At 38.3% G+C, this 19685-nt stretch carries 14 protein-coding genes and 1 pseudogene; 1 reads left to right on the top strand and 14 read right to left on the bottom strand.

What is annotated here, in order from left to right:
* Window positions 1–44: 44 nt before the first annotated feature.
* The 9 genes and pseudogenes from BM057_RS00900 to BM057_RS00940 form a co-directional block, all read right to left on the bottom strand.
* Window positions 45–488, bottom strand: coding sequence for a Fur family transcriptional regulator (locus BM057_RS00900; RefSeq protein ID WP_047391388.1), 444 nt, complete (start codon window positions 486–488; stop codon window positions 45–47).
* A gap of 226 nt (window positions 489–714) precedes the next feature.
* Window positions 715–1875 (bottom strand): annotated as a pseudogene (locus BM057_RS00905) (IS3 family transposase).
* Window positions 1876–2089: 214 nt separating this feature from the next.
* Complete coding sequence (locus BM057_RS00910; protein ID WP_092090799.1) at window positions 2090–3064, bottom strand: LacI family DNA-binding transcriptional regulator; 975 nt, start codon at window positions 3062–3064, stop codon at window positions 2090–2092.
* Window positions 3065–3147: 83 nt separating this feature from the next.
* Window positions 3148–6510 (bottom strand): GH36-type glycosyl hydrolase domain-containing protein, encoded by a 3363-nt coding sequence (locus tag BM057_RS00915; protein ID WP_092090800.1) that lies wholly within the window; start codon window positions 6508–6510, stop codon window positions 3148–3150.
* A gap of 71 nt (window positions 6511–6581) precedes the next feature.
* Window positions 6582–8735 (bottom strand): beta-glucosidase BglX, encoded by a 2154-nt coding sequence (bglX, locus tag BM057_RS00920; protein ID WP_092090801.1) that lies wholly within the window; start codon window positions 8733–8735, stop codon window positions 6582–6584.
* Window positions 8736–8770: 35 nt separating this feature from the next.
* A complete protein-coding gene (locus tag BM057_RS00925) occupies window positions 8771–9592 on the bottom strand; it encodes a carbohydrate ABC transporter permease (RefSeq protein ID WP_092090802.1) in 822 nt (273 codons plus the stop codon).
* A 21-nt stretch (window positions 9593–9613) separates the two neighbouring features.
* Window positions 9614–10504 carry a carbohydrate ABC transporter permease gene (locus BM057_RS00930; RefSeq protein ID WP_092090803.1) on the bottom strand — a complete coding sequence of 297 codons (891 nt, stop codon included), beginning with the start codon at window positions 10502–10504 and terminating at the stop codon, window positions 9614–9616.
* A 100-nt stretch (window positions 10505–10604) separates the two neighbouring features.
* Window positions 10605–11873 carry a sugar ABC transporter substrate-binding protein gene (locus BM057_RS00935; protein WP_092090804.1) on the bottom strand — a complete coding sequence of 423 codons (1269 nt, stop codon included), beginning with the start codon at window positions 11871–11873 and terminating at the stop codon, window positions 10605–10607.
* Window positions 11874–12123: 250 nt separating this feature from the next.
* Window positions 12124–12786, bottom strand: coding sequence for an NAD(P)H-hydrate epimerase (locus BM057_RS00940; protein WP_092090805.1), 663 nt, complete (start codon window positions 12784–12786; stop codon window positions 12124–12126).
* A gap of 452 nt (window positions 12787–13238) precedes the next feature.
* Between BM057_RS00940 and BM057_RS00945 the strand changes: the two genes are divergently transcribed.
* Window positions 13239–14339: an FUSC family protein gene (locus BM057_RS00945; RefSeq protein WP_092090806.1), complete on the top strand. Its 1101-nt coding sequence runs from the start codon at window positions 13239–13241 to the stop codon at window positions 14337–14339.
* A gap of 76 nt (window positions 14340–14415) precedes the next feature.
* On the opposite strand, the gene BM057_RS00950 is transcribed toward BM057_RS00945, so the two are convergent.
* The 5 genes from BM057_RS00950 to BM057_RS00970 form a co-directional block, all read right to left on the bottom strand.
* Window positions 14416–15255, bottom strand: coding sequence for an SGNH/GDSL hydrolase family protein (locus BM057_RS00950; RefSeq protein ID WP_092090807.1), 840 nt, complete (start codon window positions 15253–15255; stop codon window positions 14416–14418).
* A gap of 232 nt (window positions 15256–15487) precedes the next feature.
* Entirely contained in the window at window positions 15488–16021 is a 534-nt protein-coding gene (gene ntdP, locus BM057_RS00955) for a nucleoside tri-diphosphate phosphatase (protein ID WP_047391681.1), read from the bottom strand.
* Between the two features lie 155 nt (window positions 16022–16176).
* Window positions 16177–17367, bottom strand: coding sequence for an A/G-specific adenine glycosylase (gene mutY / locus BM057_RS00960; protein WP_092091003.1), 1191 nt, complete (start codon window positions 17365–17367; stop codon window positions 16177–16179).
* Between the two features lie 17 nt (window positions 17368–17384).
* Window positions 17385–18242, bottom strand: a complete 858-nt coding sequence (recX, locus tag BM057_RS00965) for a recombination regulator RecX (RefSeq protein ID WP_052181838.1) — start codon at window positions 18240–18242, stop codon at window positions 17385–17387.
* Between the two features lie 413 nt (window positions 18243–18655).
* On the bottom strand, window positions 18656–19660 hold the full coding sequence (locus BM057_RS00970) for a general stress protein (RefSeq protein WP_177186139.1): 1005 nt from the start codon (window positions 19658–19660) through the stop codon (window positions 18656–18658).
* Window positions 19661–19685: the final 25 nt, after the last annotated feature.

The following is a 19685-nucleotide window of genomic DNA, read 5'->3' on the forward strand; positions in this document are numbered from 1 at the left end:
GAAAATACTCTCCTTTGCTGTACATTTTTGTTTAAATCTTTTGTTTAATTCGTTTGCTCTTGAGATTGACATTCCATGCAGATACCATAAATCTCTAAACGATGCGTGTGAACTTTAAACCCGGTCAGATCTTCAGTGACGGATTCTACATCTTCTAATCCTGGATAATACACGTCTTCGATTTTTCCGCAACGTTCACAAATGGCGTGATAATGTTCTGTCGTAGCGAAATCAAATCGACTAGAAGCATCTCCATACTTCATTTCTTTTACAAATCCTATTTTTGTGAACAAACGCAGATTATTATAAACAGTAGCCACGCTCATATTAGGAAATCGTTCAGACAAAGCTTGATAAATCGTATCCGCTGTTGGATGTGTATCATTTTCAATTAAATACTGTAGTATCGCATATCGTTGAGGAGTGATTCGGATGCCATTATTTTTCAACTTTCCGATCGATTGGATTAAGAGTCTATTTTGAGCCAATTTTAACGTCTCCTTAAAGTCTTCTCAATGAGAATCTTTTATCAAATGATCAATGATTATCAAATGATTTTATATATTCAATAAGCATATTTTAACTTCTTTTGATAAGTAAAGCAATATGTAATGGTTATTAAATAAGAATTCCATTTCATTTAAGAAAAAAGCTAAATAAAAAGCTGCCGGTTTTGACTGACATACTGATTTGAGACACTAATAAAACACCTTCTTAGACTGCTATTCCTCTAAATTCCAAAGGGGAGTAGTAGTCTAATTTTTCTTGAATTCGTTCGTTATTATAATGATACATATAATCATTTACACGAGCGACAACCTCTTGTGAAGACAATGAATGGTACTTCGTGTACTGGAACTCCTCTGATTTAATATTGGAATGAAACGACTCAATAACTGCATTGTCCCAACAATTTCCTCTTCTGGACATACTGGCTACTAAATCTCTCTCCTTCACTAAACCTTGAAAAGCATAGGAAGTATAAACCGATCCTTGATCTGAATGAACCATGACTCCTTTGGGGTACCCTCTTGCTTCCAAGGCTGCTTTCAAAGTGTCTATCACCAATGGTGTCTGTTGGTGACTATACAGCCTATATGCGACGATTTCATTGTTATATAGATCTATAATGGTCGAAAGATACAGCGTTTCCGGACCGTATTGAGTATACGTAATGTCAGTCACCCATTTTTCGTTTGGTCTAGAAGCAGTAAAGTTTCTCTCCAATAAATTGGGCGCAATAATCACGGATTTTCCTTGAGATTTCCATTTACGTTTTGGTTTCACCCGGCATTGCAGGTTCAGTCTTTGCATCATTCGTTGGACGGTATTCCGGTGCAGTTTAATTTATGTTTCCGTTTCAAGAGCTTCGGAATCTTACGATGGCCGTAACGGTATTTGTTTTTCTGACAAAGTTCCGTAATAGCTAACTCCGCTTCCGATAAGACCTTTTTTGGCTCTTTCGTCCATCGGTAGTACGTAGACCGAGCGATTTCCAAGGCAGCCAAAATTGCCGTGACGGTATACTTTCTTCGGAACTTTTCCACTAATCGAAGAACTACTTCTTTTTCAACTCCTCTCTCATTTCTAAATACTTTTTTAGAATCTCGTTCTCCATCTGTAGATGTTCCAACTGCCTATTTTCTTTTCTTCTTCATTTTTCGAATCCGGTCCAAGCCCATAGGAATACTGTTTCCCGATTGGTTGGTCAAAGCGATGGATTTGATTCGTTCGATACCACTTCATCCATGTTTTAATCTGTGACACATTTTTTATACCGTATTTTTCCATGATCTCCTAATTCGTTAATTCGCCACTGAGTTTGTCTTTGACAACCGCCCATTTTACTTCACTTGAATATACGTCTTTGCCCACGCAAAAACACCTCCGAGATAGTAGTTGATTCATTATACCATTTCGAAGGTGTTTTATATTGTCTCATCTTTTTGTGTTAGTTTAGTTTTGATAAACGCTCCGGCAGCTTTTCCAAATGATTAATCATTTTTTTATACTAACTACTGATTTTTTTGATGTTCAACGTTCTTTTATGATTTATTACGTGAATATACTTTCTTATAAATGCTGATAATCAAAGTTTATTTTTAGATTCTCCTAAAGATTCCCTCCAAATAAATTCTGTTTCGATCAACGTGTTTCTTGTTTCTTCGTTATGGATGAGTTGAAACAGTTTTTCTGCACTGATTGACCCCCATTCTGTCTTTGAATAAGAAACCGTGGCTAGCGCGGGTGTAATATATTTGCTGATCAAAATATCATCAAAACCAGCAACAAACACATCTTTTCCTATGACTAAAGCAGACTGCTGAAAATAATCATACAAGCCAATGGCCATCTCATCGTTTAAAGAAAAAATACCGATTGGCTCTTTCCAATCCAGTTCGATTCTTCTAGCTGCTCTTTTCCCAGAATCTTTTGTAAAATCACCTTGGATAATCCGAACATTTAATGCCAATTTTTTTAAGGTCTGTAAAGCCGCAGATAACCTTTCATTACTGTCAAATGTTTCCTTTGGTCCTGAAAGAATATACACTTTTTTAACCTTTGTTTCTTTTAAAGCTTGTATCGCTTGTTCAGATCCTTTTTTATTATCCAAGAGAACATGGCAGATATTTTTATGTTCTATTTTACGATCCAATACAACGATTTTATTTCCCCGCTTTGCGTATTGCAAGATCTCTTTATCAGGAAAAGCTGGATCAAGAACGATTGCACCGTCGATCATGCGTTGAGGCAGAAATAGATGGGAGCGATCTCCAGAACAAGCTACCATTTCATACCCATTTTGTTTGGCTTTTTGCATGATACCATCCAATAGATCACCGTAAAAAGTCCCGCTATAACTGGAAATATATACACCGATGATATTCGTCTTATTTCTTCTTAAGTTTCTACCCGCCATGTTCGGAATGTAATTCAATTCATTCGCAATAGCAACAATACGATCTCTTGTTTCTGTTGTGACTTTTGAACTTCCGTTTAATGCATAGGAAACAGTAGAAATAGAAACACCTGCTTTTTTAGCAATATCTTTTATTCCAACCATATCTTCACCTACATATTTTTTTATACTGCCATTCTATCATGAATCGTTTTATCATGAGCATTTCACTCATTCGATTTCATTTTTTATTTGTTTTCTTTGAAAAAAATATGCATAATATTTTGTTTTTCATTTAGAACCTGTAAGACATCTTCTTTTTTTAGTAAGAGACCTCCTTGACGATAAGGATGATTTTGGCGTTTACCTTTTACTAATTGTCCATTTATCTGAACTTCATTTCGGACCTCATTCGAAACATGATAAACATATTGAATAGGATAGTCACCGTACGAAAAATCAAAACATATGCCATCTGCTTCTTTGCTTAATACAGGATCAATGAACAGCTCTTCTTTATCTATTTTTATTCCCAATACATTCATAATCAACTGGCTTAAATAAATCCCTGGACCACTTGAATAGATCCGCCAGCCGCCTTTAACTGGAACTTCCTGTGTTTTGAGCCGATCAAAGTTTTCCTGAGCAGCATAACGTGTCTTAAATGCACCGTCCGAGCTGCTGAAGTAGGCATTACTTTGTCGTCGCATGGCTGTCGGAACAGCTGTCTGGATATTGATTGGATTAATCACTTCGAGACCTTTCCAAATTTCATCCGCTTTGCCGATTTTAGCCATTGCTTCTAAAAAGCGGATATGTGCATGAACGTATTGAAGTCCGATTTCACGGCCAAAATTTGCAGACTGCTCTGCTCGCTTGAAGTTTCTGCTTACTCCTCCATGATAAGCCGCCGGTCTATTCATCAGGCGTACTCCATCAGGGAATTGCAGTTCCTTCTTGATCAGCTGATAATGCTGCTCAGTTTGCTGTTCTGTAAATAACTCGCTAATCATTCCTCTGATCATTGGCAAAAGTCGATATTGAATACCTGTTACTTGATCTTCAGGATGGATGACCTTCTCAACTTTGTCTTTTCCTTCCATACGGATAAAACCGGGAACAACCTCATCAGTAAGAATATACTTTTGATAATCTTTTTTGATTGCTTCTGCTAACTGCTGCGCCTCATGCGCTACCTTGGGATAACTTACGGCAATTCCTTTTTCAAATTGTTTGAGAGTCTGATATGTCAGTTCAATCGTCCAACTGCTAGCCATCCTTTTCTTAAGCGCAGCATCATTTGGCTGCAAGGTATCGTCCCAATCCCCGTCTCCATAACTCGAAAGAAAAGTCCCAGGTAAAAAGTGTGCTTGAATATAAGCAATTTCTTTTTCAACGTGATCAAACAGTGTATATTTTTCTTTCGTAAACTCACCTGTCATGCCTTTCATATAGGGTACTTTCTCTTCTAATAGACTGTTGTCATTTGTCGCAGTCAAATAATCGCCCAAAAGTTTCAAAGGCCAGACAATAATGTCGCCATGACTTTCATCAGCCTGCATGGCACTGTATTTATCAAACATAAACCATTGCGGCCAATTTCCATTTTCAATATGCTGGTGGCTATATAAGGTTTTAAGGATAGCACGGACACTTGAAAATTCCTGCATCGCCATGAAATATTCCGCCGGTCCCTGAGATACATCTCTTGTTCCCCAAGCCGCACCTCCATATTGTTCAAGACCATGCGGGACGAGATAATGCACGAACATATTTTGAGTATACCACCAAGTGATGATATTCAGCTTTTCAAGAAATGCGTCTGATCTGTTAGGCAGGGATAGGTTAAAATGATTCATGGTCTCTTCAAAAAACTGTTTAAAAGCTGCTTTTTCTGTTTTTAGTGTTTCTTCTTTTTCCTGAAAAGATTCCCCATTCAAGCTTCCTTGGATAATCAACTCAAAACGATCTGTCTCATCTAGTGCTAAAACAGCCATTGAAGCACTTCCAGGATCGATTCCCTTAATAAAAGCAGTTTCATCGGTCAATGCCATTGAAGTTCCCTTTATTTTCAAGTGATACACCAATGCTGGATAATGAAAAGCGACAGAAGCAGTTTTATCTGCTGAAAAAGCTAACATATTTCCATCTTGTTTGACCTGTATGGCAGTCTGATATTCTTCGTTATTCAGCACGACCTGATTTGTAACAAAGAAGCGATATTTTTTCTTACTCAGTGCTTCAACAATTAAGTGTACCGCTGCTTGGTCAGAGGAAGTATAGTTGATGACAGTAAAGGTGTCCTCGTCTGTTTCATAAACCCATTTGGCAAAATTAAAGCCTATTTCAAAAAGCGAAGGCATTGTCAGCAAGCGATAATGACCGTTCAACGCTACATAAATCCGCTGCCCCGAGACTTTTTGAATGTTTAATGGGTTACGTGCATTTGTGAGCCATTTATTCATGTTTGTATTGCCTAGCACCAATTGTGCATTGAAGATCCCGTACATCCAAGAAGTTGTACTCATCACATTTTCATTTACTGTTAAGTGATGTCCAGTAAATAGTATTTGCCCATGAGGCCGTTCCAGCTGTTCTTCTTTTTCCTTTAATACAACATGTTCATATGCTGGCGTAAAGAACGATAGCAGCTTATCTTCACTATACTCTTCCTGCAAGCGTTTTGGGTAAAGCTGGTTGATTTTTTCTTCTGTTAAGCTTTTTCCGGCAAGCGGTTCGCCGATCGTTTCTTTTATTTGATAGGCTTGGACCGGACGCATCTTCTCTTCTTCTTTTATTTCTTTCCAAGATTGAAGAATCGTCTTCTGAAATTCTAATGATATAATTTCTTCAGGATGCGACTCTTTATAAAAGCTGTAAAAGAGGACTTCCTTTGTGCCCTCCAATACCGTCTTTTCGGATTGTAAGGCGGTATAGTCGAATTCATATTGGTAGATCTCATTCGCCAACTGAGCTTTTGTCAACACTTCGGGTTCATTTTTAGTTTTATAAGAGGGTTTGAAAAATTGAAAGCCATCTGTTGAAAAACCAACTGCTTTTGTTAAAGAACCTTGTTGGAGATAAGGGAATTTTTCTCCTTGCGGTTGATTTTGTCTTGAACAGACCACAAAACCTCTCCTATCATCTTCAAAGACATTATGATCAACATACTGTGCAACATAGGCTTCATTTGATTGTATAGTACCTTTTTCTGCTAAGCCGATATCTTGACCATAAATAACATCCACTTCTCGTCCTTGACCTGAAAGTTCAACTTTCCAAAACCAGCTGTTTTGCTCTGACAAAGCAAAAAAGACGGTATAATCTACTCCTTCAAAAGTTCCTGCCCACTTTGCCTGCTTTTCCCCAACAAAAAAAGCACTGCCTGAATGGATTCCTACCATTGGATGATAAATGATCTTGCCGTTTTTTGTATATAAACGCAAGTATACGTTATTCATTGAACCATCGATTGGATTTCCGTTTACTTGATTCAGCATCATGCCTTCTTTAGAAATTTCAAATAAGTCACCTGTTTGCATAAAAGTAAAGGTCAATCCGTTTGCTGATAAAGGAATCAATGATTCTCTATTGTTTTTTATTTTTTGCATCCTGCCACTCCTTAAAAGATACATGTACTAAATTTTACGAATAAAGATTTATCTAATCTTTGTATCCAGTTCTATTTTTCCAATGAAAACGAAGCAGCTTGCAGTTCGCTGCTGTTTGGTCCGATCATGACTTCAAATTCCCCTGCATCACTGGAAACTGAATAATCGGTATGTGTGTAGGCTAGTTGATGTTCATTGATGGTAAAAGTTACGGCTTGTGTTTCTTGCGGTTCTAGTGTCACTTGTTTAAAACCAATCAATTCTTTTACCGGCCGAACGACTCGTGCAACTTTATCTCGTATATAAAGCTGAACAGTTTCTACACCTTTTCTCTCTCCACTATTCGTTACTTCTACCGTCACTGTTAAGGTGTCCTCTTTTGTCAGTCTATTATCTGAAAGAAAGAGCTTTGAAAAATTAAAAGTTGTATAGCTTAGTCCATGCCCGAAAGGATAAAGCGGTGTATTTTCAACATCTAAATATCTTGAAAAATATTTTTCACTCATCGCATCCTCTTTTAAAGGTCTGCCGGTGCTATCTTGATTATAAAAAATCGGAACTTGTCCAACATTTCGAGGGAAAGACATACTCAGTTTTCCAGAAGGATTAGCTTCGCCGTATAAAGTATTGACTAAAGCCGCTGCACCTTCTGTTCCAGGGAACCAAGCTTCTATCATCGCATTTGCTGAATTGCTGACTTCAGTTAAATCTAATGGCCGTCCATTAAACACCGTCACAACGATTTTTTTATTCAGCTTCTTCAGTTCTCTTAGCAAAGCCAATTGGTTTTCTGGGAGACGAATATTTGAACGGCTTGCTGCTTCACCGCTCATTTCAGAGCTTTCTCCTAAGACAACTAAGATTACATCTGCTTCATGAATTTGAGCAATATGAAAGCTGTTTAGCCCATTGTAAAGATCGGTTTCATCTTCTATCGAAAGGATATTTTCATTCCGTATCTTTTCCGACATAGCTTCCATAAGCGTTGTGGTTTCTTCCTGCTGTCCTTGCCAGGACCACGCTCCTAGCAGATCGCGGCTGTCTTTTTTTGGTCCTACTATCAAGATTTTTTGTTCCTTTTTCAATGGTAATGTTCCATCATTTTCAAGTAATACCATCGCTTTTTCAGCAATTTCTCTAGCTTTTTCTCGATTTTTTCCATTAAAAATCTCTGCTTGTTCAGCTGCTTCATCCGCTCCTCGATAGGGGTCTTCAAAAAGTCCTAAGTCGTTTTTCAATACTAAAATGCGCCATACTGCTTCGTCAAGCAATTGCGCATACTGCTGATCCTCTTCCATCACCTGCTGCAGTTCTTTTCCATAGGCTGGCGACATCATTTCAATATCCACTCCTGCTTTCATCGCAAGTTTAGCCGCTTCTCGCAAGTCTTCTGCTACACCATGTGGAACCAATTCGCCGATCGCGCCCCAATCAGAAATCAAGATACCGTCAAATCCCATTTCTTCGCGGAGAAGATTACGCATCAATTTCTGGTTCCCTGTTGCTGGTATACCATCAATCGTGTTGAAAGACGTCATAACTAATTTTGCTCCAGCATCAATGCCCTCTTTATAGGCAGGCAAGTACTGCTCACGTAAAGTCCGCTCAGTCATTTCAACTGTATTGTAATCTCTGCCAGCGATAGGTGCGCCATAACCGGCAAAGTGCTTAATGCAAGCTGCTACTTTTGAGAAATCTTCTTTTAGATCTTTTCCCTGATAGCCCTCTACAAAAGCCCGGGCATATTGCTGATTCAAATACTTGTCTTCTCCCGTTGACTCTAACACCCTTCCCCATCGCGCATCGCGAACCAGATCGACCATCGGTGAAAAAGTCACATGCAATCCAGAAACGGCTGCTTCTTTAGCCGCTATTGCTGCACTTTCTTTAATCAGTTCTGGATTCCAAGTAGCGCCTAATCCTAAAGGAATCGGAAAGATCGTTCGAAAGCCATGGATGACATCGGCCATCAATAACATCGGGATTCCTAGCCGACTGTGCTGCAAGTAATCTTGCTGCACTTTTCTTGTTTTTTCTGCTCCAGATATTCCTAATGCCGATCCTGCTTGCCATAAGCTTTCTTTTGTTATGCCCATATCGTTCAGTGGACCGGTTATCTCTTGTTCATTTTCTTCAAAAAAAGGCGCGGCTAATTGAACCGTTTGCCCTATTTTTTCTTCGATGGTCATTTGATCAAATAATGCTTTTAATGCTTCTTTTTTCAATTGAAGAACCTCCTATTGCTTACTAAGCTTAATTCTTACTTTCCGCCTGAAATATTAAAGCCGCTTAAAATGTATTTTTGGAAAATCAAAAAGATAATGAGAATCGGAACGACCATAAAGGCAGCCCCTGCCATTTGCAAGGCATAATTGGCTCCATGTTGCCCTTGCAATAACTGCAGTCCTACAGAGAGTGTGTAGAATTTTTGATCGTTGGCAATAATCAAAGGCCATAAAAATGAGTTCCATCCCCCGATAAAAGCCAAAATTCCCTGAACGGCCAAAATAGGTCTCGACAGTGGAAGTGCAACACGGAAAAAGATGTAGAATTCCCCAGCTCCATCAAGACGAGCAGCTTCAAAAAATTCTTCACTGATATTCGAAAAAAATTGTCGAAAGAGGAAGATACCGAAAGCACCTGTTAAACCAGGCAATACGATGCCAAGGTATGTATTTGTCAGCCCTACAGCATTCAACATTAAGTAAACTGGAATCATGGTCACTTGACCTGGAATCATCATGGTCGCTAATACTAAAATAAACAGCACATTTTTCCCTTTAAAATCATAGTGAGCAAAACCAAAACCTGCTGCAGCGTTTATGAGTAGTCCAACGAAACTCATTAAGGTAATGATAATAGTATTTTTCAAATAGACGCCGAAGTTCAATCGTTGGAATAGTTCTCTAAAATTATCCAATGTCCATTCATTTGGCAGAATTTTAGGCTGGATGGCCACAATCTCAGGATTAGTTTTAAAAGCAGATAGAATCATCCAGATAAACGGAATAATCGTAAATGCGCCCCAGATCCCTAAGATGATGCCAATAATAATTTTTGTTTTACGATTAATAGATACCATTTTTCTTTCTCCTTTCTTTCATTAAATTGTATTTTCTTCTTCTTTTCGTTGGATCTTCATTTGAAATAGTGTAGCAATGATGATGACAACAAAGAGAATGAGTGAACCAGCAGCAGCATAGCCAAAATTATTCAACTGAAATCCATTTCGGTAAATAAATAGAGATACACTCAACGTGCTGTTCAATGGTCCGCCTTCTGTCATAACAAAAGGTTCTTCGAAAAATTGTAGCCATCCGATCAGCGTCGTAACGATCACAAAGAATGTAGAAAATTTCAATTGCGGTATGGTAATATAACGAATTTGCTGCAGTTGAGTCGCACCGTCTAATTCTGCGGCTTCATACATTGTTTTTGGTATATTCGTTAAAGCAGCTGAAAAAATCAGCATATTGATTCCTATGCCACGCCAGACAGCCAAAATGATCAAAGATAGCTTAGCTATTCTTGGGTCTTGCAGCCAAGCAATCGGCCCTAAGCCGATAGTATGAAGCAATCGGTTAAATAATCCGATACTGTCACTTGGATTAAAGAGAAAAGACCAGACAATTGCAATGGCTACGATGTTAGTGATTGAAGGAGAATAGAAAATCAAACGCATGAAAGAAAAGAATTTCCCTTTCCCCATATTGATCAAAATAGCAATTCCCATTGAAAGTGCAACAACTAATGGCACACCGATGATCACATAATAAATGGTATTCAAAATGGACTGCCGAAATGATGGGTCGCTTAATATATTCGTGTAGTTTTCGACCCCCATAAAGTTAATCCGTGAGTAATCTGCTAGGCCCGCTAAGCTCATGTCTGTAAAACTAATGATAAGAGCAATAAAAATGGGTAATATAGAAAAAAAGAACAGTAGAATCAAAGCCGGCGCAATAAAAAAATAAGGAGCTTTTTTACTTTTCATGTTATTCATCCTTCCTAATATCTTCCAAAACTAAAAAGACAGAAAAATGAACCCAAAACCTTTGTTCACTTTTCTGTCTTTCACTAACATCTAAGAAGCGTTATTTTTTCAAAATAGATGCGGCATCTTTGTTGAAAGCATCTAGCGTATCTTGAATGTCTGCTCCTCCTACAGTGATTTGTTCCCAATAATCTAGATATTTCTGTGCTACTTCTTCCCATTTTGGCATAAGCGGCATATGTTCAGAGCTTTCTAATTGTTCACCAAATGGTGCAATTTTATCACCTTGCAACTTTTCGTCTTCCCATGCACTTTTAACTGCTGGGAGCGAACTGGAAGTATCAAGGAAAGTCAGCTGGTTTTCAGGTTTTGACATAAATTTAATGAGTTCAATTGCATTTTTCGTATTATCTGTACCATTCCATACGGATAAGTTAGCACCTCCTGTATTAGAAAGATTATTTTCAGGACCAGCAGGTAAAACAGCTGTTGCCCATTTTCCATCAATATCAGAAGCATTTTCATTAATTGCCGTTATCATCCATGGACCACTAATAAACATTGGGACGATCCCTTCTCCGCCAAATGATTGAGAGATATCGATTCCTAGATCTTGAGCAGGTGCAGACCCATTTTGGATCATACTATTTAAGTATTCAGCTGATTCTACAAAAGGTTTTTGATTGAAAAGCGGATTTCCTTCTTTATCAAGCAGTTTGGAACCATTTTGGCGTGCAAACATAAACCCAAACGTTTGATCCGAGCCGTCTACATTAAACCCGTACATATTGTCTCCGCGTTTAGACAGTTTCAAGGCTGCATCTTTCAACTCATCCCAAGTTTTAGGTGCTTCTGAATAACCAATATCTTCTAATAGATCGGAACGATAATAAAGAGCACGCGTTTCTGTATACCAAGGAACACCGTAGTATTTTCCATCAAATTCATTGGTGCCGACATTTCCTTCAAAGAAGTTGTCCCGATTCAATTCATCTTCTGAATTGATATAATCGGTAATGTCCATTAAAGCGCCTGCGTCAGAAAACTCAGACATCCAAGTTGTTCCCATTTGGACTACATCAGGTCCTTCACCGGACGCAACAGCTGTTAACAGGCGGTCATGTGCAGCCGACCAAGGAATACTTTGGACATTCACTTTAATCCCTGTTTCTTCTGTAAATGAATCTAAAATAGGTTGAACTTGCTCATTTCCATCTCCCATGAACCAGAAAGAAACTTCCTTGCTAGAGTTGGAACCTGTATCAGAATTGGCTTCTTCACTTGAATTTCCGCTACCGCATGCAGCTAAAAACCCAGCTGTCAACAATCCCACTGTTCCTACTAAAGCTTTCTTATTCCACTTTCTCATCGAAAACCCTCCTAATAGTGTAATCGAAACGTTTCTATAAAAGGCAAAAAAATAATGTTTTTCATGTAACCGTTTTATAGAAACGTTTCTATAAAGTAGGATAATAAAAAAAGAGAGTAAAAGCAAGCGTTTTCTTTAATAAAAATCAAAAAAAATTATTTTAAAGAAGGTATGGATACCAACGCAAATAGTTGCCTTTTTTCTCTCTTTTTTAATAAAGCTTTTTTTTAAAGTGTTTAAGCTTTTATTTTTACATCTTACTTTGAATCACTTGATCGACCACAAAATCAGGATAGCCAATGTCCATCACTTTGACTTTTCCTGTATATTGTTTGGCGTCTCCTTTTTCTAGCCCCATTTTCATCAATCCAAAGGTAACGGTATAATCAGCTTTCACTGCTTTTCCGAGAACTTCTCCGGATGTTGCGGACAATCCAGAAGGGACATCAACAGCGATAATTTCATGTTTTTCGGAATCGATAGCTGAGATCCATTGTAAATAAGGATCTTTTACTTCTTTTGACAAACCTACGCCTATTAAAGCATCTACCACAATTGGATAAGCTGTAAGATCTGGCTTGGCATTAAATTGGATATTCAAACCGATTTTTTTCCCAATACGCAGCTGTTGTTTCATCTCATCAGTTGCCTTAGATAAACTTCCAACATAATAGATGGTTACATCAAGGTGATGCAAGTGTAAAATTCTCCCTGCTGCGACGCCATCTGCTCCGTTGTTGCCTGTTCCGCAAATGATGGCGACTTTCCCTTGATCTTTTCCCAAACATTCTTCTACCACTTGAGCCACACTCAATGCTGCACGTTCCATCAGCACTAAAGAAGGAATCCCAATTTTCTGAATCGTATAGCGATCGATTGCTTTCATCTGTTCACCCGATACCCGATAATCCATCCTATTTCCTCCCTTTTTATAAGCAAAGCAAAGTAAAGTTTTCTGCTTGCTTCATCATTTTAAAATGATGCTCTAGAATGTGTGGAGCAGGTAGACTTTTTTCTTTATTGATTCATCACTATTTTTTGCGGATTCAAATGATGCTTTTAGTCATGTCATTGCTTGGTACGTCTTGATAAAGTCCATCCAGTCTTGTAGTTTCTGCTCCTAAAGCCATTCTAATCATAATTTTCGCTAATTGCTATTTTGAACACTCGTGAAGTGGTTGCATCATAGAATACACTCAGCTAAATCAAATACCAAACGAGCATTTTTCCGAAAAAAGCAAACAATATGTGGTGCTGGAGGATTTCTTAGACGGCTTATTTGCAGATATCTTTTGCTATAATCCTCTTGCCGTTTTATAATAAATGTACATGAACAGAAGATAAAACTTGAAGGGACATATTTAGATGAAAATTGGTGCTCGAACGATAAAATCAGGAATCGCAATCGCGCTAGCTTTGATCATACCACCATTGCTACACATACCAGATGGCAGTGTCCTTGCTGGTATTTCAGCCATCATGGCTTTACAGCCTTCTACTAAACGCAGTTATATCCAAATGAAGAATAGAATCATCGGGAATACGATCGGTGGTATCGTGGCGACTGTTTTTACTTTATTGCTCGGCAATCATTTTTTTGTTGTAGGATTTGCTTGTACCATTTTAATCGCGATTTTGCATCAGCTGAAATTAGATTCTGTTATCGGTAATGCCGTAGTTACTACTATCGTCATTATGTTTGCTGACGCAGATGCTTTTATACCTGCTGCCATTCTTCGCGTAACAGCTACTTTTATTGGGGTCATTATCGCTTTTCTGGTGAATCAACTCGTGTTCCCGCCTAAGTATGAAGAGAAATTGTATCATTTGCTTGACTTTGTTACTTCAGAGATCATGAAATGGCTGCGTGCAAGTGTACGGAAAAATACTCAGTTCGATCTCTTGAAAAAAGACTTGAACTGGATTCACTCTGAAATCGTACGGGTTGAAAATTATTTTACTTTTATGAAAGAAGAAGGCACTCCTTTTTTAAAGCAAAAAGATAAAGTGATTCGATCACGGCGTCTGGTGATTTACCGCCAACTGATCCAAACCACCAAGATGGCTTATCGTTTAGCTTCTACCTTGCAAGCTTCAGAAAATGTCTTCAATCATTTTTCTGACGACTTGCGTATATTGATCCGTGAACGCGTAGAAGTATTGCTGACAGCTCATGAGCAGATCATTTTAAAATTTAATGGACGTGTGAATCCTGAAGATGTAAATTTTATAGCTTATAAAGCAGATTTGCGCAAAGAATTCATGACAACTTTTTTTAATGAAGCAAGACTCGATGCTTATCTGCAAGATGATTATGGAGACAGCAACTCTGTTATTCATATCATGTCTGACATTTTAGTTTATGAAGAAAATCTGATTCTTTTAAACCGAGTTGTTTCTAGTTACCGCAAATACGACTGGTCTAAAGATCAAGAAATAGACAATATTAAAAACATGGAACAATAAAAGAAAGATGGTTTACAACATCTTTCTGGACAAGATAAAGCAGGAGCTGGAACTTCCAACTCCTGCTTTATCTTGTTTAAATGCCGCTTGTGGTATCAATGGGTTCTGATAAAAATGCTTGAAACAGCTGTACTTGTAATGCTGTTCCTTTGCTATTCAAAATATCGCCATCACTCGTTAAGTAATTTCCAAGTTCTGTTTTGTCATCGTCTAGCTGTTCTTGAAAATCTTTATGCAAGTCAAATATTGGCAGTTCCATCTCTTCAGCTGCTTTTATTCCGCGTTCCATATATGCAGTGTAGTCTAATGTTCTGGAGTTTCGGTTACCCAGTTCACTGCTGTCTGGATGAGGCGTTACTGCAACAATAAGCGATTCCGGCAAGGCTTTTTGGATTTTTTTGATACTGCGTTCGATATAAGAAGATGAATCATCTAAACTGATATCTCTTTTCTTATCACCGATTGATGGTAATAGGTAAAAGACAACATCGGTCTTTGTTTCTGTTAGGTCTTTATCATCCTCTGACACTGCTAATTGGTAAGTATCAGTTTTTTCTTTTGTCAATCGATTAGCGTTTACTTCTTTTCCAGTTTGCTCTTCTAGAAAATCTTTGACCTCTTCTGGCCATTTCTCTTCGTCTGCTAACTGTCCATAAAAACTGATCGTTGTTTCATCTTTCTGTTGTTGCAGGTAAGTTATGTAATCGACGATCGATAATTGATCGCGTTTTTCTTCAAAAGCATCCGTATTGAGGTTCTTTTCTTTGGCTGTTTCTTCTTTTTTATCTTGTTGCGCACCATTTGCTTGCGCCATCATTTCTTCTTTTTGGTTAGCTGCATGACGATAGCCTAAAAAAATAACGCCTAGAGACAACAGCAGAAGAAAAATAACGCCAATTCCACTTTTTTTTGACAATATGATCACTCCTTTTTTAATTCTCCTTGTTATTATAGCATAGAAAAACAGCTCTTAAATCACTTTTTTGATTTAGAGCTGTTTTTGCGAAACTGATGCTATCTAATGATCAGTTTTATTTTTTGATGTCGATTTTAGCGGCAAGGCTTTTGCACTTGCTGTTCTTGATCGACACTATTTGCTGAAGAACCGATTTCTTCGAGCGGTTACCATCACATCCAGCAAAAGGCCATTACTTATGAGACAACTGACGATATCTCTTATACCAAATGTCGACATAGGCTTGTGAAAAAGGACCTTTCTCATGATTGATCCAGTCCACTAATATTTTGACATTTTCTTTCAAGATATGATCGATATCATCCGGATAATCCCATTTTTTACTATGGTCTTCGTACTCATCAACATCTAACAGCCGTTTTTCACCATCTGGAAATACTTTGATGTCTAAATCATAATCAATGTACTTTAACCCTTCTTCATCAATCAATGCTGGTGAACCAAGGTTACAGTAGTACGATACCCCATTATCGCGAATCATGGCAATCACATTGAACCAGTACTTCTTATGAAAGTAAACTAAGGCTGGCTCTCTTGTTACCCATCTTCTGCCGTCCGATTCCGTTACTAGAGTATGATCATTACAACCAATCAACGATTGATTGCTTGTCTTTAGAACCATTGTATCCCGCCATGTACGATGCAGGCTACCATCATGCTTATAACTTTGGATTGTGATGTATTCTCCTTCTTTTGGATGCGACATCGTTAACCCAACTTTCTTTTCTATATTCTAACTAGAATATGGCAAAACAATCAGAGCATTAAAAACACTCATATCATTCATTATTATAGCATAAGAAAGTTAAAAAGCGAAACTGAACACAACAGTCACCTTAAATGGAGAGATCATGTCTTTATTCAAAAGCTGCTGGATTTGTGTTTAAATTTCTTCTGGTAAGCCTCCCACATTTTGATTTGCGGACCTGGGAAAACGTAGTGTTGAAAGTCTTCTGGCGCTACCCATTTACAAGAAGCTGGGAGTTCACTGCTATTTTCTTTTTCAACGCGCCCAAAATAAACGGCTATCGTCCATTTCAAATGAGTAAAAATATGCGTTGCTTCAGCAAGTGGCCGTTTCATTAAAACAAGAGAAATATGGTAATTTGCTGTTAATTTTTTGTCTAGTTCAGATACAATATTGTCTGTTATAGCAGCAGGAACGGTACCCTTCAGCTTGCCATTTGAAAATAATTGCTGCTCAAAATCTGGACGTTCTATCAATGGGAAAGTCCACATATTGGCTAACAAGCCTTTTTCAGGGCGCTTTTCTAAAAGAAACTCGCCTTTTTCATTACGCAACAGTACTCCAGCATAAAAAACCGGCTGAGCTTTCTTTTTTTTGCTTTTCACAGGATATTTTTCCCATGTTTCATTTATATATGATTGATTAAAAGCTTTTACTGGACTATTTTCAGGATGATAATTTTTAGGCGTACAAATGCTAGAACCTAAATCCATCAAAGCTTGATTGAAGTCACCGGGCCGATAAGGGTCGATGATCTCTCGCAGTACAGCTTCAAATACTTTACGATTTCCAGGTTTAGCAATATCTGCATCAATTTCAAACAGTCGACTCAAAATACGCATAATGTTGCCATCAACAGCTGGTTCAGGCAGCTGAAAGGCCATACTAGCAATCGCGCCTGCTGTATAAGGCCCGATTCCTTTTAACGTTCTGATTTCAGCAGGATCTTTGGGCATTTCGCCACCGTAATCCTCCATTATTTGAATAGCGGCTTTTTGCAGATTGCGCACACGAGAATAATAACCCAAACCTTCCCATGCTTTTAACAGCATATCTTCATCAGCGGCTGCTAAATCTGCTATTGTTGGAAAAAGTTCCATAAAACGTAAGAAATAAGGGATCACTGTTTCAACGCGTGTCTGTTGCAACATGATTTCTGATACCCATATGCGATAAGGATCATGATTCTCTCGCCATGGCAGATCTCTTTTTTCGATATCATACCAACTTAAAAGCGCAGCTCTAAACGCTTCGATTTTTTCTTGCGGCCACATTTCAACTCCGAAAAGTTCTAGGACTTCCATTTTTTTATCTTTGTTTGTCAAACTTCTTCATCCATTTCTTTATCATTTATAAATCGGTTGATCAAGTCTCCAGGAAAGCCTTTTTGATATAAGGCACTTTTGACTTTCTGTATTTTTGCTCGTCCAACTAACTTGGCTTGTTTACGCCAGATTTTTTCACCTTGGATTTTTAATGCTTCATATTCTTCATCTTCATCTTTTTCGATCGCAAGTTGATGCATGACTTCCGTGATTTCATCTCCATTAAAACCTTTTTGAGCTAAATGTTGGCGTACTTTATTTTCTGTTTCTCGAGAGGATTGATTTTTAGCACGCCGAATGGCTTTTTCAGCTAGCTGAATCCCATTTTCTATCCGCTGCTCGATCGGATACTCCAGAAGGGCCTGCTCAATATCCGTTTCTTTTACACCCCGTTTTTTTAACTCTTGACGAATGGCGTAAGGTCCTTTTCCGCTCAAATTAGCCGCTGTTCTTGTGTAGCTTTCTGCATACATCAAGTCATCAACGTAATTCATTTCTTTTAATTGAGCCAAAACTTTTTCAACTGCTTCGAAAGGAAATTCATGCTTCCGCAAGTCGTCACGTATCTCTTTTTCAGATCGTAATTGATGGCTCAAATAATCAAGAGCCCGGCTGTAAGCTTTGCTGTACACATCTTCTGTCTCCAACTGCTGCTGCAACTCTTTTGAAATTTCCATTCCTTTATATAAAGCATGACGAATCAAAACGCCTTCGCCTACTGGAAATGCATACTCTCCATCCAAGTAAACATTATAACGTCCTTTACGCTTTTGAGTTTCGATTTTGGTTATTTTCGGTACAGACTGCTGACTTGATTCTGGTTTTGCTTCCAAATCGTATGCTCCTTTCTTCATGACTCATCTTCCATCATTTTACGTCTACTCATTTTGATTGCCTTTTAGCCAAAACTCTAAAAGGGAAATCTTGTTCCCCTCTATTTTAACTTATCTTTTGCTTCTTTTAAAGAGACAACTGGCTACTGTTGTTTTAAAAAGAACGTGCAGCGCACCTTTATTAAGCACACCTTAACTTCTAGGTTCTGCAATATGTAACGTTGTCATTAAAAAATCCTTTTTTTAATGCTAGATCCCTTATGATCCTATTGCTAGAATTTTCAGGAGACGTATAGGGCTACTGATAGCTATGAAAAAAGATGCGAAGAACCACTTCACTTTCGAGCAGCAAGCGTCATTGCAGCAAAAAACGCACAAAACTGTCTTTTCAATCAAGACAATCTTTGTGCGCCTTTTCTTATCTGATCTAAACCTTATTCATTTTCTTTTTTATCAAATGGCTTATCTGGAAAATCAGCTCTTAGTTCTGGATCTGCCGGAATTGATTGGTCTTTTTCATCCACATAACCATGTCTAGGCATCTCTTCATCAAGAGGAGTCGTTCCCTCACCAGGGAGATCATCTGCTCTTAGATTAGCCTGATTTAATTCATTTAAATATCCGCTCGGCGGCGTTACGATGTCTCTTGTATCATCTCTTCGATCGCCAAATGGTGTATTTCGATCGAGACCTTGATCTGTGACGGTTTGTTCTTCTCTTTGGTCATCGTTAGACAAATCTTCATTGCCTACATTAGCATCTGGATTGGCATATTCAGTATGATAAGCAGTTGTTTCTTGCCCCGCAGCTAAACGGCTATTTTGATCTTTTTCGTAGTCGGAAGCTTCATGAGGGTCTCTAGTCGTGTAGGTTGTTTTAGCTCCGTCATCAGCTTGTTCTTCAGCTTCTTTATCAGCAGAATATTCACCTCGGCTAAGATCAGTGTCCGTAGTTGAACGACTCTGATCATGGTATACCGGTTCAACTTCTGCGTTATTCAAACGGCTGTCACCATCATTGGCAGAAACAGGTGTTTGATCCATTTCATCGTTTGCTTCTTTTTCAGAAGTGTATGCTGACGTTTCTGTGTCTGACCGCGGTGTTTGACCGCTTTTAGTCAAGATGATGACATAATGCCCCTCTCTGATTTCTGGATCATATTTTTCAGCTTTCTGTTTTTCAATGCCATAATGTTCAAGGGTTGTTTCATCTTCATCAGAAGTAAATAGGTCTTTAAATTTTTCCCACCCTGATTTTTCAGCTCCAGGAGTGACCTTGTCTACTTGCACTGCTGTCTGTTCAAGTATTTTCATGCGATTGTCATTACTTGTAATGATTGTGATATCCGCAGAAAGATAACGACCGCTGTCTACAAGTCTTTCAACAGCACGAATGGCTTCGTCTGCTGTAGCATAAGAACCTTCTATGACTTTTTCCATTTGCACCTGCATCCCTTCCTATTTG

It is taken from the genome of Pisciglobus halotolerans (assembly GCF_900113675.1).
Lineage (GTDB): Bacteria > Bacillota > Bacilli > Lactobacillales > Carnobacteriaceae > Pisciglobus > Pisciglobus halotolerans.

Excerpts from the sequence above, each read along its gene's own strand:
- BM057_RS00910 (WP_092090799.1), bottom strand. The coding sequence starts at position 3,064 with ATGGTTGGAATAAAAGATATTGCTAAAAAAGCAGGTGTTTCTATTTCT.
- BM057_RS00915 (WP_092090800.1), bottom strand. The coding sequence starts at position 6,510 with ATGCAAAAAATAAAAAACAATAGAGAATCATTGATTCCTTTATCAGCA.
- BM057_RS00925 (WP_092090802.1), bottom strand. The coding sequence starts at position 9,592 with ATGGTATCTATTAATCGTAAAACAAAAATTATTATTGGCATCATCTTA.
- BM057_RS00930 (WP_092090803.1), bottom strand. The coding sequence starts at position 10,504 with ATGAAAAGTAAAAAAGCTCCTTATTTTTTTATTGCGCCGGCTTTGATT.
- BM057_RS00935 (WP_092090804.1), bottom strand. The coding sequence starts at position 11,873 with ATGAGAAAGTGGAATAAGAAAGCTTTAGTAGGAACAGTGGGATTGTTG.
- BM057_RS00940 (WP_092090805.1), bottom strand. The coding sequence starts at position 12,786 with ATGGATTATCGGGTATCGGGTGAACAGATGAAAGCAATCGATCGCTAT.
- BM057_RS00945 (WP_092090806.1), top strand. The coding sequence starts at position 13,239 with ATGAAAATTGGTGCTCGAACGATAAAATCAGGAATCGCAATCGCGCTA.
- ntdP (WP_047391681.1), bottom strand. The coding sequence starts at position 16,021 with ATGTCGCATCCAAAAGAAGGAGAATACATCACAATCCAAAGTTATAAG.
- mutY (WP_092091003.1), bottom strand. The coding sequence starts at position 17,367 with ATGGAAGTCCTAGAACTTTTCGGAGTTGAAATGTGGCCGCAAGAAAAA.
- recX (WP_052181838.1), bottom strand. The coding sequence starts at position 18,242 with ATGAAGAAAGGAGCATACGATTTGGAAGCAAAACCAGAATCAAGTCAG.
- BM057_RS00970 (WP_177186139.1), bottom strand. The coding sequence starts at position 19,660 with ATGGAAAAAGTCATAGAAGGTTCTTATGCTACAGCAGACGAAGCCATT.